The following is a 12233-nucleotide window of genomic DNA, read 5'->3' as shown; positions in this document are numbered from 1 at the left end:
CGCCGTTAACCTTAACAAATGGTTTCCGTTGCGGCGGCGGACGGCAAAGCCCACTGTCTTTCCTGTCGAAGCAGGAATCATGATGCGACACGTATTGACCTCGTTTTTGTCCGTGCACTGGGCGATCGTTTTCGCCCTGCTTGCGCTGATCTGCATGGATGGGGACCGCGGCGTGGCGGCGGCTCTTGGCGTGCTCGGCGTGACGATCGAAAGTGCGCGTTTCGTCGACCTGAAGAACATCGTCGTGGTCGCGCCGCTGGCGACCGCATTGCTGGTCGTGTCGGTGCTGTTTTTCTGGGCCTTCGTCGATACGCTGATCAACGACGGGATCAGCCAGGGTGTCGACAGTGTGGTGCGCATCGCCTTCATCTCCGCGTCCGGTGTCCTGTCGATCATCCTGATCGGCGGCGCCGCCCAAGGCATCAACGGTCTGTTCATGGTAGTCGCCGTACAACTGGCGGCACTTCTGGCCTCCTATGTCGCCATGCTCGCCGAGCGGCGCTCGGCGGCGGTGTCGGACGACGCCGACTTCCGCGCCACGGCGCACAGCATGGCGAAGGCAGCGGCGCACAATTCGCTGCTCTCCCTGATATCGGGCCGCAACCAGACCGGGCCCAAAGGGAAGGCTGGCCGCTGATGCGCTACATCTTCGCATTGTGGGCGGGTCCGATGGCGCTGTTCTGGGGCTGGTTCTACCTGTCGCTCAACGACATGAATTTCGGCTATGTCATGCTCACCCGGCAGCTGCACGATTTCGTGTTCCAACTCTATGGCCAGATGCTCGGCATCGATCCGGCAATCATCCCCGGCATGGTGGCAAAGGCCTGCATCTTCGACGGGTTTCTGCTGATGGCGATATGGGCGTTTCGCCGCCGCCGCGAAATCCTGGACTGGGTCAGGCGGCGCTGGACGGGCCCGGTTCCGTTCGATCGGATGCAGCGAGCGACTGAAGCCGGTCCAAAACTCCCTGCAGAATAAAGGCGGCCGCCGCCGAATCGATCTTGCCGGCGCGTTTGGCGCGCGAGAAATCCATCTCGATCAATGTCCTTTCGGCCGCGACCGTCGACAGCCTCTCATCCCAGAACACGAAGGGCAGATCGCTGAGCTGTGCCATGTTGCGCACGAAGGCGCGCGATTTCTGGGCGCGGGGACCTTCCGACCCGTCCATGTTGATCGGCAGCCCGATCACCACCGCACCGGCGTTCTCCTTCTTCAGCAAGGCCAGAAGGACGGCGGCATCGAGTGAGAATTTCCTTCGGATAATGACTGGGCGCGGATGCGCGAAGGAGAACCCCCGGTCCGAAACCGCGACGCCGATCGTCTTGTCGCCGAGATCGAGCCCGGCCAGCGTCCTGCCATCGGCGAGCCGTGCTGGCAATTGCTCAATCGTGATGATAGCCAACGGTTTTCCTTTGTCTTTTTCAGCGCCGCGTGTTCTTCCGGATGCCCGGCGGACACTATACCCTTTGATCTCAAGTTGATCTCAGGGCCATCGGCCTTCTATCCTCTGGCACGGTAAAAATCGAGGAATGCATTCATGAAACTGACCTGGTACGGCCATTCGGCCTTCCGCATCGAAACCGGCGACGCCAAGATCCTCATCGACCCCTATCTGATCGGAAATCCGTCATGGACGGGGGGCTGGGAAGGGCCGGCGGAGGGGATCACGCATGTGCTGCTGACGCACGGGCACAGCGACCACATCAGCGGTGCGCTGGAAGTGCTCGGCAAAAGCGGCGCCCAGCTGGTCGCGAATTTCGAGATCTGCATGTATCTGGTCGGCAAAGGCATCAGCGACAAGAAGATCAATCCCGGCAATATCGGCGGCACGGTCGATTGCGGCGGCTTCACCACGACATTCGTCCAGGCGCTGCACTCCTCCTCGTTTGGCGAAGATGGTGGCAGGAACGTCTACCTCGGCAATCCGGGTGGGCTGGTTCTGCATTTCCCGGAAGACAGCACGCTCTACCATATGGGCGACACCGACATCTTTTCCGACATGGCGCTGATCAACGAGCTGCATGAGCCGAAGATCGGCATCGTGCCGATCGGCGACCGCTTCACCATGGGCGGTGCGGTCGGGGCACTTGCCTGCCGCCGCTTCTTCAAGTTCGAGACAGTTGTTCCTTGCCACTTCGGCACCTTTCCGATGATCGATCCGACGGCCGAGAAATTCGAGGCCGGCCTGGAAGGGGCCGGGGTGAAGGTTGCGTTGCCGAAAATCGGCGAGACGATTGCGATCTAGAAACAGCCAAAGCGGAACAAATCCATGGCGTTGGGGCGATCTCTTTGCGTGTCGATGTTTGTCGCGGCATCGCCCGCGCTTGCCGCGGATGATTTCATCGAAGGGGTTTATCTCCGGTCGGAAGAACTTTGCGCACAGGCAAAGAAGGACACGCTGCAGACACTGATCGACACCGGAAACGTCGTGCTTTCGGCGCACGGCCTGCAAGGCGTCGAATACAATTGCGAGTTCCTGCAGGTCAGCAAGGCGACGCGCTCTCCAAGCTGGGCGGTGACGGCGATCTGCCAGGAACCGGGTTATGTCTTTCCAGATGTCCTGTCGGTGACGCAGACCAGCCCGACGCAGATCGACCTCGTGTCGGTCCGGCCCATCGACGACGAAAGCGAGGCGAGCGGCAACAGCGGCAGCTATTATCTGTGCGAGGGCGTTGCGCTGCCATGACGATACTGAGCCGTGTAAGATCGCTTCTTGGCGGCGAGCGGCCTGTATTCCGAAGACTGGAACTGCATGTCGCGCATGGCTGCAACCTGTCGTGCGAAAGCTGCTCGCACTTTTCCAATCATGCGCATTCCGGCACCGTCTCGCTCGATGAGGCGGACCGCTGGATGGGGCTATGGAGCCGGCGCGTCTCGGTCAAGCGGTTCACCTTGCTGGGCGGCGAACCCAGCATCCATCCGCAACTGCCGAGTTTCGTCGGGCTTGTGCGGCGGCACTGGCCGCGTGCCAGCATGGAAATCGTCAGCAACGGCTTCTTCCTCCATCGTCACCCGACATTGCCAGCCATCCTGGCCGCCGATCCCGACGCGCGGCTGATCGTCTCGGTCCATCACGATTCCGAAGAATATCGGGAGAGGCTGAAACCGGTTTTCGATCTGCTGGAGGCGTGGCGGCGGGACCACAAGGTCCTGATCGAGCTGCGTCCGTCGGACAAGAACTGGACCCGGCGCTACGAAGGCTTCGGCAATGCGATGGCGCCTTTCGAGGATGGCGATCCTCGTTCCAGCTGGGAAATCTGCCCGGCTCGCCACTGCAAGCAATTGTATGACGGCCAGATCTGGAAATGCGCGCCGCTCGCCTATCTGCCGATGCAGAAGGGAAAGTACCGGCTGTCCGAGAAGTGGGACCCGTACCTCGCCTACCGGCCGCTCGATCCCGGTTGCTCCAATGCCGAACTGCAGGCGTTCGCCGCACTGGAGGATGAGGCTGCTTGCGGCATGTGCCCGGCAAAGCAGCGCTTTTTCGAATTGCCCAATCCGTTGCGCCGCCCCAAGGATCGGGCCAGCGCTGCAGTAACCTAGCTGTTTGATCCCGGACTTTGATGGGGCATCCTTATCCTCCGAATCGAGGGATGCACTATGGGCCAGGTTCTTCATGGGAGCGCCACGACGACAGAGGCGGTCCGTCGAGCGATACAACATAGTCAAGAGAGCCTGAGGGCGCTCGCCAAACGCTACGGGATCAACCAGAAGACTGTCGCCAAATGGCGGGAGCGGACTTCGGTGACCGATCTGCCGACCGGTCCGAGAGAGCCGAGATCGACGGTTCTGTCTGTCGAGGAAGAGGCCGTCATCGTCGCCTTCCGCCGGTATACGCTGCTGCCGCTAGACGATTGCCTCTATGCCTTGCAGCCGACGATCCCGCACCTGACGCGTTCGTCATTGCATCGTTGCCTGCAGCGCCACGGCATCGGTCGCTTGTCGGACGTAGAGGGCGACAAGCCGGCGAAGAAGAAATTCAAAAACTATCCGATCGGCTACTTCCACATCGACGTCGCTGAGNTAGAGGGCGACAAGCCGGCGAAGAAGAAATTCAAAAACTATCCGATCGGCTACTTCCACATCGACGTCGCTGAGGTGCGCACCGAACAGGGCAAGTTGCACATGTTCGTCGCCATTGACCGAACCTCGAAGTTCGCCTTCGTTGAGCTGCATGAGAAGGCCACCACCGCCGTCTCAAGAGACTTCCTGCTGCGCCTGATCGCGGCCGTCCCCTACAAGATCCACACCGTGCTCACCGACAACGGCATCCAGTTCACGACGCCCGGCGCCGGTGGGTCGGCCGTGCCATTAATCAAAGAGGCCATCGCAAACGGCGAACGCTTCTGGGCCCATGCGTTCGAATACGCGTGCGCCACGAACGACATCGAGCACCGGACGACCAAGGCAAGGCACCCGTGGACCAACGGCCAGGTCGAGAGGATGAACCGGACCATTAAGGATGCAACCGTCAAGCGCTTCTACTATGAGAGCCACGACCAGCTCCGCCAGCACCTTGCCGACTTCATCTCGGCCTACAACTTCGGCCGCAGGCTCAAGACTCTCAAAGGCCTCACACCCTATGAGTCGATCTGCAAGGCTTGGGCCGATCAGCCCGAACGCTTCAAGCGTGATCCGCTCCAGCAAATGCCGGGACTAAACACCTAGCATCGCTTCCGATACGATGCATGTTGCGTGCCGCGCGCCGCGCCGCTATAGCCCGGACTGGTTTTTCCCCGAGGCAAATACATGTCCGTTGATCTTCAGACAGTGAAGCGCGTCGCGCGTCTCGCCCGCATCGCGGTGAGCGAAGAGGATGCAGAACGCATGACCGGCGAGCTGAACGCCATTCTTGGTTTTGTCGAACAGCTCAATGAAGTGGATGTTTCCGGTGTCGAGCCGATGACCTCGGTGACGCCTATGGAGATGAAGAAGCGCGGCGATGTCGTCACCGACGGCAACAAGGCGGCCGACATCGTCGCCAACGCGCCGGCGACCGAAGAGAATTTCTTCCTCGTGCCGAAGGTCGTGGAGTAAGGCGCCGATGGCAATCGAGATCGCCATCGAGACGCCGCTGCAGGACGACGTGCGCGGCCTGGTCAAGGAACTCAACGAGACCTTGCTCGAACTGACGCCGCCGGAGCACTGCTACCACATGACGGTCGAGCAGATGGCCGGCCAGGACAGGACCGTTTTCATCGCCCGCGACAACGGTGTCGCCATTGGCTGTGGCGCGCTGAAGCGCCATAGCGATACCATCGGCGAGGTCAAGCGCATGTACACGCGGCCTTCGCATCGCGGCCGCAAGATCGGCGCCGGCATCGTCGAGCGGGTCGAGGCGTTGGCGCGCCAGGAAGGACTGAAGCGGCTGGTGCTGGAGACGGGCGATCGTCATCCCGCGGCATGGACCGTTTACGAACGCGCCGGGTTCTCGCGCTGCGGCCCGGTGCTGGATTATCCCGATTCCCAGTGGTCGGTGTTTTACGAAAAGAGCCTTTGATGAGCGACCTCACCCGACTGACGATTTCGCAGGCCCGCGCCAAGCTGCGCGGCAAGGAAATCACCGCGACCGAGATCACCGACGCCTATCTCTCGGCGATCGATCGCGCCAATCCGGCGCTCAATGCCTATGTGGCGGTGACCGGCGACAAGGCGCGCGACATGGCCAAGGCGTCCGACGCCAGGCTGGTCAAGGGCGAGGGCGGCGCGCTGGAAGGCATTCCGCTGGGGATCAAGGACCTGTTCGGCACCGACGGTGTCCACACCCAGGCCTGCAGCCATGTGCTCGACGGCTTCAAGCCGCGCTATGAATCGACCGTCACCGCCAATCTGTGGGCCGCCGGCGCGGTCATGCTGGGCAAGCTCAACATGGACGAATTCGCCATGGGCTCGTCCAACGAGACTTCTTATTATGGCCCGGTCATCAATCCGTGGCGGCGTTCGCGCCTCGACACGGTGGTGATGCCGACGACGCATCAGGGCGACGGCGGCTTCGTATCGGCCGGCGGCACGAAAACGCAGCGCACCCTGGACAATGCGCAGTTGGTGCCGGGCGGGTCTTCCGGCGGCTCGGCGACCGCCGTCTCGGCGTTCCTGTGCGCCGGCGCCACGGCCACGGACACTGGCGGCTCGATCCGCCAGCCGGCCGCCTTCACCGGTACGGTCGGCATCAAGCCGACCTATGGCCGTTGCTCGCGCTGGGGCATCGTCGCCTTCGCCTCGTCGCTCGACCAGGCCGGACCGATCGCGCGCGACGTGCGCGATGCCGCGATCCTGCTCAAATCCATGGCCTCCGTCGATCCGAAGGACACCACTTCGGTCGACCGGCCGGTGCCCGATTATGAAGCGGTGATCGGCAAGCCGATCAAGGGCATGAAGGTCGGCATTCCCAAGGAATACCGCGTCGACGGCATGCCCGAGGAGATCGAGGCACTGTGGCAGAAGGGCATTGCGTGGCTCAGGGACGCCGGCGCCGAGATCGTCGATATTTCCCTGCCGCACACCAAATACGCGCTGCCGGCCTATTACATCGTGGCGCCGGCCGAGGCGTCGTCCAACCTGGCGCGCTATGACGGCGTCCGCTACGGCCTGCGCGTGCCGGGCAAGGACATCGTCGAGATGTACGAGAAGACCCGTGCCGCCGGCTTCGGCCGCGAGGTCAAGCGCCGCATCATGATCGGCACCTATGTGCTGTCGGCCGGCTATTACGATGCCTATTATCTGCAGGCGCAGAAGGTGCGCAACCTGATCAAGCGCGACTTCGAGAACGTCTTTGCAGCCGGCATCGACGTCATCCTGACCCCGGCGACGCCGTCCGCCGCCTTCGGCATCGCCGACGAGGACATGGCCGCCGATCCGGTCAAGATGTACCTCAACGACATTTTCACGGTCACCGTGAACATGGCCGGCCTGCCGGGCATTGCCGTGCCCGCCGGACTCGATCCCAAGGGGCTGCCGCTTGGCCTGCAGCTGATCGGCAGGCCGTTCGAGGAAGAGACGCTGTTCCAGACTGCCGCCGTAATCGAACAGGCGGCAGGCAGGTTCCAGCCGGAGACATGGTGGTAATATGTCGCCCCCGTCTCGCATTTCCATTATCGAGACGGGACATGAACTGCTGATTACAAATCCGCCCAGGCGTTCAGCCATCAGGGTCGGCTTTCTTCTTCTCTCGATCGCAATCGTCGCCGTCACCACCAAAATGGGGCTGTTCGACAAATCGCCGGCAACGATCGCGAGCGGCCTGTTCGGCCCGATGTCATTTCTGGCGATCGCCGGGTTTCTCGCATATTTTCTCGGCAAGGAGTTCATCTGGCTCGCATCGGGAGGCGAAACGCTGCGGATCGCGAAAGACACGATCATCCGCGAAATCAGGGGCAGTCCGTTCCGTGATCGCGCCTTCCTCACATATAACGGGCAGCTCACTGCCGAGGTTCTGGAACACACCTATCCGACCGACGACACCAGACTGAAGGAAGTGGTTCACCTGGCCACGGCAAGCGGGCCAATCTCGTTCGGGCGGGAACTCGATCGTTCGGAGGCTGAGGCTGTTGCGGAAGCCGTCAGGCGCTTTGCCGCCCGCCGCACTCTAGGCAGATCGTAGGGGCAGATCGTAGGGGAAAGCGTGTTCTACTATCTTTCCAAGATCCTGTGGTTCTTCATCCAGCCGCTCAACCTGACGATCTTCCTGCTTCTGGCGGGGCTGATCGCCGGGATGATCGGTCGGCGTCGGCTGGCCGTCACCGGCAGCGTGCTCGCCTTCCTGATCCTTGCGCTGTCGGCCTGGACGTCGCTCGGCGCCATGATGCTCAATCCGCTGGAGGAGCGCTTTCCACGGCCGCCGCTGCCGCAAAAGGTCGACGGCATCGTCGTGCTCGGCGGTGGGTTCGAGGGGGCCATCAACCTCACGCGCGGCGGCTATGAATTGAGCAGCAGCGGCGATCGCATGGTCGAGACCGCAATCCTCGCGCGGCGCTTCCCGCAGGCCAAGGTGGTCGTATCCGGCGGAAACGGTTCGCTTTTCCTTGATGGCGAGGGCGACGCCGACACCGCGCCCCGCCTGCTCGGCCCCCTGGGTATATCGGCCGGTCGTCTTGTCCTTGAGGACAAGTCCCGCAACACCTATGAAAATGCGGTCTTCAGCCGCAAGCTCGTCGAACCGAAGCCGGGCGAGACCTGGCTGTTGGTGACCTCCGCCTTCCACATGCCACGGGCCAAGGCGCTGTTCGACAAGGCTGGTTTTCCAACCGTTCCGTGGCCGGTCGATTATCGCACCTCGGGCAAGGAAGGTGTCGGCCTGTTTCGCGACAATGCGGACGATTCACTGGAGAATACGACCATGGCGATCCGCGAATGGATCGGATTGTTCGCCTATTGGCTGTCCGGCCGCATCGACCGGCCTTTTCCGGCGCCGGGCGGCTGACCGATGACGGCGCGGCGCGCCGCCGAGAAGAACTGGCGCCGCACCAGCACGGCCAGCAGCAGAAGCGTCGACAGCACGAACACCACCGGATCGACGAACCAGCCGAGATAGCCGATCGAGAAGAACACGCCGCGCAGGCCGGAGTTGAAATGTTTGCCGGCCAGCATGTTCATCTGCGCGGCGCGCCACACCGCCGTTTCGGTGACCGGGTTGCGCGAGGCTTCGCCATGCGGGATCGGCACCGCGCCGATCAGGATCGTGCAATAGTTGAACAGCCGGTAGGCCCAGCCGAATTTGAAGAAGGAAAAGGCCAGGATCAGCACCAGTCCCAGCACCTTTATCTGAAAGGCCGAGCGTGACGGCGCACCGCCCAAAGGCAGGTCGCTCAGCACTTCGAGCACCCGGTCGGACGCGCCGAGCAGAGCAAAGCAGCCGCCGAGCGCGATCAGCGAACTGGAAGCGAAGAAGGCGGTTCCCTGCTGCAGGCCGCTCATGATGGCGGTGTCGACGATGCGGATCTCGCGCTCGGCCATGGTGCGCATCCAGGTCTCGCGTTGCGCGTTCATCGCCGTGGTCAGCGACACGCGGCTGACCAGCCGGCCGTCGGAGGCGAGCGTGTGCAGCAGCCACGCGGCGAGGAAGAGGCCCAGCGCCGCGAGATCGGCCGTCGAAAGATCGAGGGAATCGCGCATGAGCTGAATTTATCACATTCGGCGTGACCACTTCGATCACTGGTATCGAGCGATAAGCAACCGATGTCGCTGCCGGAGCAAACAAGGTCGGCAGGTGCCGCGCCGCGATTGTCAAAAGAGCGGAAACATCCTGGGAATTCCTATATGTAATCCTCGACGTGATCCAGGAGACAGCGTGTTCCTTTCGGTTTTCGACCTGTTCAAGATCGGCATCGGCCCCTCGAGCTCCCACACGATGGGGCCGATGACCGCGGCGCGGCGGTTTCTCGACGAGGTCGCGGGGGACGACTGGCCGCGCCCCGCCGGTGCCAAGGTCGACCGCATCGGCGCCAGCCTGCATGGTTCGCTCGCCTATACCGGCATCGGCCATGGCAGCGACCGCGCCGTCATCCTGGGACTTGCCGGCCAGACCCCGCAAACGGTCGATCCGGACCGGGCCGACGAGATCGTCAGCCGCATCACCGCCGACAGATTGATTTCACCGCCCGGTCACCCCTCCTACCGTTTCGATCCGACCACCGATCTTGTGCTCGACCGCAAGACACCGCTCACGGGACATGCCAATGGCATGGCGTTCTACGCCTATGACGCCGGCGGCCGCCTGCTGCTCAAGCGCATCTACTATTCGATCGGCGGCGGCTTCGTCGTTTCGGAAGAAGAGTTGCAGAGGATGAAGGCCAAGGGGTCGGTGACGACCGAGGGCAAGAAGGTGCCCTATCCCTTCAAGAACGCCGTCGAGATGCTGAAGATGGCGGCCAAGAGCGGGCTCTCCATCGCCGAACTGAAGCGCGTCAACGAGGAAACACAGATGACGCGCGAGGAACTCGACGCCGGCCTCGACGCCATCTGGAGCGCCATGAAGGGTTGCATCGACCGTGGCCTTTCGCAGGACGGCATCATGCCTGGCGGGCTGAAGGTGCGGCGCCGCGCGCGCATGTTGCACGACAAGCTGCAGGAACAATGGCAGCAGAACCGGCCGAACCCCTTGCTCGCCAATGACTGGCTGTCGATCTACGCGATGGCGGTCAATGAGGAGAATGCAGCGGGCGGCCGTGTCGTCACCGCGCCGACCAATGGGGCCGCGGGCACGCTGCCGGCGGTGCTGCGCTACTGGCTGCATTTCCATCCCGAGGCCGACCAGCCTAGCATCCGCGACTTCCTGCTGACGGCGGCAGCCGTCGGCGGCATCATCAAGACAAACGCGTCGATCTCGGGCGCCGAGGTCGGCTGCCAGGGCGAGGTGGGCTCTGCCTCGGCAATGGCCGCGGCCGGCCTGTGCGCCGTCATGGGCGGCACGCCCGAGCAGGTCGAGAATGCCGCCGAGATCGCGCTCGAACATCATCTCGGCATGACCTGCGATCCGGTCGGCGGGCTGGTGCAGGTGCCGTGCATCGAGCGCAATGCGCTGGGCGCGGTCAAGGCCGTGACCGCCGCGTCGCTGGCGATCAAGGGCGACGGCGTGCATTTCGTGCCGCTCGACGCCGCGATCGAGACCATGCGCCAGACCGGCCTCGACATGAACGAGAAGTACAAGGAAACCAGCCTTGGCGGTCTCGCCGTCAATGTCGTGGAGTGCTGAGGTTCTGGCCTAAACCGGCACTGTGGAGAAGTCCGTCAGGCCGTTGACGTCCCGGCGCTCCGGACTAACCTTAGCGGATGGCCCTCAATCTCCTAAAACTTTGCGTCGGCTGCGACAGTGTCGAGGATCTCGAGGAATGGATCGAGTTCCGTCTCGACGAACGGCGCCGGGCCGGTGATCCGGTCGAACACTGGCACACGACCCGCATGGTGCCGACGCGTGGGCAAGAGGTCACCGATGGCGGTTCGCTCTACTGGGTGATCAAGGGCAATGTGCAATGCCGCCAGCTGATCACGGAGATCCGGCCGTTCACCGATGACGAAGGTATCGGCCGCTGCCATTTGATGCTCGACCCGCGGGTCATTCGCACCGACTGGCAGCCGCGCCGGGCGTTTCAAGGCTGGCGTTATCTGAAGCCGTCGGATGCGCCGGCCGATCTGGGCAAGGGCAAGGCCGGCCTGATCGAGATGCCGCCGAAGCTCAGGCGCGAGCTTGCCGATCTCGGTTTGCTCTAAAGCGCTTCGCGCTGAAACGGATTCATGCGGCACGCTTCGGGTCTGAGTTCGCTTTTGGGCGACATGCTCTGGCCGTCCGCTGGCCCTCCATCTTGCTCCGTACTGGACTTGCAAGCGGCGAGACAACGCCACATCTTGAAATTCATGCGCGATGAAAAGCTGTCGAAGTCGACAAGGGCCGCCGCGTTGGCTGGGCCAACGCCCTCGTCCTATCGGAGGGAGGCCATGATTCCGGCGCAGAAAAAGTGTTGAAGGAAGTGACGCGGCTGTCCAGGCGGGCAGGGAATCCGCGGGGCGGTGGGAAATGTTAGGCGTAATTATCGTCCTGGTCGCATTGCTGCTGGTGCTGCTGATCGCAACGACGGCGTTTCTTCACGCCGATCCGGCCAGGCTCGCCAGTTCGACGAGAACATTGGGGCCGATCCTGCTGGCCCTGGTGGGCGGCGCCGTGCTGCTGGTCGGGCGCAGCGGGATCGGCGGCATCATCCTGTTCGCGGCGATCGGCTGGTATGGCGCCACGCGCGCGGGCCGGCCAAATGCCAAGCCGACGTCTGGAAAACGCTCGACAGTGCGGACAGCGGCACTCGAGATGGAACTGGATCACAATTCGGGCGGTCTCGAAGGGCTGGTGCTGGCCGGCCGCCATGACGGCAAGATGCTTGGCGCCATGGGTCTTTCGGAGTTGCAGCATCTCTACCGCGAACTCTCCGGCGATCCGGAGAGCCGGCAGTTGCTAGAGGCGTATCTTGACGGCAGATTTCCCGTCTGGCGCAAAAACACTGAGACGAACGGTGGCGAAGGGCTGGGTGTTGCGCCAGGTCCTGGCGCCATGACTAAGGAGGAGGCCTACAAGGTCCTTGGTCTTGAAGCGGGGGCCGCCGCGGCGGATGTCCGCAAGGCGCACCGCCGCCTGATGCAGCGCCTGCACCCCGATATCGGCGGCACGTCTTTCCTGGCGGCGCGAATCAACGAAGCCAAGGACGTCTTGCTCTCCAATCACAACTAGTCTCCTTCGACGCAAAAATTTT

16 protein-coding genes are annotated in these 12233 nt (G+C 62.7%); 14 read left to right on the top strand and 2 right to left on the bottom strand.

All coding sequences use genetic code 11. The features are described from left to right. Positions 1–82: 82 nt before the first annotated feature. Together X741_RS155695 and X741_RS155700 are read left to right on the top strand one after the other, a co-directional pair. Positions 83–637, top strand: a complete 555-nt coding sequence (locus X741_RS155695; protein ID WP_023777464.1) for a hypothetical protein — start codon at positions 83–85, stop codon at positions 635–637. Then, on the top strand, positions 637–978 hold the full coding sequence (locus X741_RS155700) for a DUF6105 family protein (protein ID WP_023777463.1): 342 nt from the start codon (positions 637–639) through the stop codon (positions 976–978). Before X741_RS155695 ends, X741_RS155700 begins: the two co-directional genes overlap by 1 nt. On the opposite strand, the gene ruvX is transcribed toward X741_RS155700, so the two are convergent. Then, positions 896–1402: a Holliday junction resolvase RuvX gene (gene ruvX, locus X741_RS155705; RefSeq protein ID WP_023777462.1), complete on the bottom strand. Its 507-nt coding sequence runs from the start codon at positions 1400–1402 to the stop codon at positions 896–898. The two genes, X741_RS155700 and ruvX, sit on opposite strands and share 83 nt — an antisense overlap. A gap of 135 nt (positions 1403–1537) precedes the next feature. Between ruvX and X741_RS155710 the strand changes: the two genes are divergently transcribed. From X741_RS155710 to X741_RS155750, 9 genes are all read left to right on the top strand, one after another. Then, a complete protein-coding gene (locus X741_RS155710) occupies positions 1538–2245 on the top strand; it encodes a metal-dependent hydrolase (protein ID WP_023777461.1) in 708 nt (235 codons plus the stop codon). Between the two features lie 24 nt (positions 2246–2269). Then, positions 2270–2686 carry a hypothetical protein gene (locus tag X741_RS155715; RefSeq protein WP_023777460.1) on the top strand — a complete coding sequence of 139 codons (417 nt, stop codon included), beginning with the start codon at positions 2270–2272 and terminating at the stop codon, positions 2684–2686. Beyond that, a complete protein-coding gene (locus X741_RS155720; protein WP_023777459.1) occupies positions 2683–3543 on the top strand; it encodes a radical SAM protein in 861 nt (286 codons plus the stop codon). The genes X741_RS155715 and X741_RS155720 overlap by 4 nt, the downstream gene beginning before the upstream one ends. A gap of 57 nt (positions 3544–3600) precedes the next feature. Continuing rightward, positions 3601–4668: a DDE-type integrase/transposase/recombinase gene (locus X741_RS155725; RefSeq protein WP_023777458.1), complete on the top strand. Its 1068-nt coding sequence runs from the start codon at positions 3601–3603 to the stop codon at positions 4666–4668. Positions 4669–4749: 81 nt separating this feature from the next. Beyond that, complete coding sequence (gatC, locus tag X741_RS155730; RefSeq protein ID WP_013895338.1) at positions 4750–5037, top strand: Asp-tRNA(Asn)/Glu-tRNA(Gln) amidotransferase subunit GatC; 288 nt, start codon at positions 4750–4752, stop codon at positions 5035–5037. 7 nt (positions 5038–5044) lie between these two features. Further along, on the top strand, positions 5045–5500 hold the full coding sequence (locus X741_RS155735; RefSeq protein WP_023777457.1) for a GNAT family N-acetyltransferase: 456 nt from the start codon (positions 5045–5047) through the stop codon (positions 5498–5500). Further along, positions 5500–7065, top strand: coding sequence for an amidase family protein (locus X741_RS155740; RefSeq protein ID WP_023777456.1), 1566 nt, complete (start codon positions 5500–5502; stop codon positions 7063–7065). Before X741_RS155735 ends, X741_RS155740 begins: the two co-directional genes overlap by 1 nt. A gap of 1 nt (position 7066) precedes the next feature. Next, the gene (locus tag X741_RS155745) at positions 7067–7600 is read left to right on the top strand and encodes a hypothetical protein (RefSeq protein ID WP_023777455.1); all 534 of its coding nucleotides are present in this window, start codon (positions 7067–7069) and stop codon (positions 7598–7600) included. Between the two features lie 21 nt (positions 7601–7621). Next, complete coding sequence (locus tag X741_RS155750; RefSeq protein ID WP_023777454.1) at positions 7622–8419, top strand: YdcF family protein; 798 nt, start codon at positions 7622–7624, stop codon at positions 8417–8419. On the opposite strand, the gene X741_RS155755 is transcribed toward X741_RS155750, so the two are convergent. Beyond that, positions 8368–9111 carry a DUF599 domain-containing protein gene (locus X741_RS155755; RefSeq protein ID WP_023764897.1) on the bottom strand — a complete coding sequence of 248 codons (744 nt, stop codon included), beginning with the start codon at positions 9109–9111 and terminating at the stop codon, positions 8368–8370. The genes X741_RS155750 and X741_RS155755 overlap by 52 nt on opposite strands. 175 nt (positions 9112–9286) lie before the next feature. On the opposite strand from X741_RS155755, the gene X741_RS155760 reads away from it, so the two are divergent. The 3 genes from X741_RS155760 to X741_RS155770 all read left to right on the top strand — a co-directional run bounded on the left by X741_RS155760 (position 9287) and on the right by X741_RS155770 (position 12211). Next, positions 9287–10690: an L-serine ammonia-lyase gene (locus X741_RS155760; protein ID WP_023777453.1), complete on the top strand. Its 1404-nt coding sequence runs from the start codon at positions 9287–9289 to the stop codon at positions 10688–10690. A 77-nt stretch (positions 10691–10767) separates the two neighbouring features. Next, complete coding sequence (locus X741_RS155765) at positions 10768–11205, top strand: DUF1489 family protein (protein ID WP_023777452.1); 438 nt, start codon at positions 10768–10770, stop codon at positions 11203–11205. 304 nt (positions 11206–11509) lie between these two features. Next, positions 11510–12211 (top strand): DnaJ domain-containing protein, encoded by a 702-nt coding sequence (locus tag X741_RS155770; protein WP_023777451.1) that lies wholly within the window; start codon positions 11510–11512, stop codon positions 12209–12211. Positions 12212–12233 lie beyond the last annotated feature (22 nt).

It is taken from the genome of Mesorhizobium sp. LNHC221B00 (genome assembly GCF_000502935.1).
Taxonomy (GTDB): domain Bacteria; phylum Pseudomonadota; class Alphaproteobacteria; order Rhizobiales; family Rhizobiaceae; genus Mesorhizobium; species Mesorhizobium opportunistum.
The sequence above is the reverse complement of the archived record's forward strand: the minus strand, read 5'-3'. Positions and strand labels throughout refer to the sequence as shown.

Bases quoted from the DNA above. Each gene is read 5' to 3' on its own strand.
- X741_RS155720 (WP_023777459.1), top strand. From the start codon at position 2,683: ATGACGATACTGAGCCGTGTAAGATCGCTTCTTGGCGGCGAGCGGCCT.
- X741_RS155770 (WP_023777451.1), top strand. From the start codon at position 11,510: ATGTTAGGCGTAATTATCGTCCTGGTCGCATTGCTGCTGGTGCTGCTG.
- X741_RS155735 (WP_023777457.1), top strand. From the start codon at position 5,045: ATGGCAATCGAGATCGCCATCGAGACGCCGCTGCAGGACGACGTGCGC.
- X741_RS155700 (WP_023777463.1), top strand. From the start codon at position 637: ATGCGCTACATCTTCGCATTGTGGGCGGGTCCGATGGCGCTGTTCTGG.
- X741_RS155740 (WP_023777456.1), top strand. From the start codon at position 5,500: ATGAGCGACCTCACCCGACTGACGATTTCGCAGGCCCGCGCCAAGCTG.
- X741_RS155755 (WP_023764897.1), bottom strand. From the start codon at position 9,111: ATGCGCGATTCCCTCGATCTTTCGACGGCCGATCTCGCGGCGCTGGGC.
- X741_RS155710 (WP_023777461.1), top strand. From the start codon at position 1,538: ATGAAACTGACCTGGTACGGCCATTCGGCCTTCCGCATCGAAACCGGC.
- X741_RS155765 (WP_023777452.1), top strand. From the start codon at position 10,768: ATGGCCCTCAATCTCCTAAAACTTTGCGTCGGCTGCGACAGTGTCGAG.
- gatC (WP_013895338.1), top strand. From the start codon at position 4,750: ATGTCCGTTGATCTTCAGACAGTGAAGCGCGTCGCGCGTCTCGCCCGC.
- X741_RS155745 (WP_023777455.1), top strand. From the start codon at position 7,067: ATGTCGCCCCCGTCTCGCATTTCCATTATCGAGACGGGACATGAACTG.
- X741_RS155695 (WP_023777464.1), top strand. From the start codon at position 83: ATGCGACACGTATTGACCTCGTTTTTGTCCGTGCACTGGGCGATCGTT.
- X741_RS155715 (WP_023777460.1), top strand. From the start codon at position 2,270: ATGGCGTTGGGGCGATCTCTTTGCGTGTCGATGTTTGTCGCGGCATCG.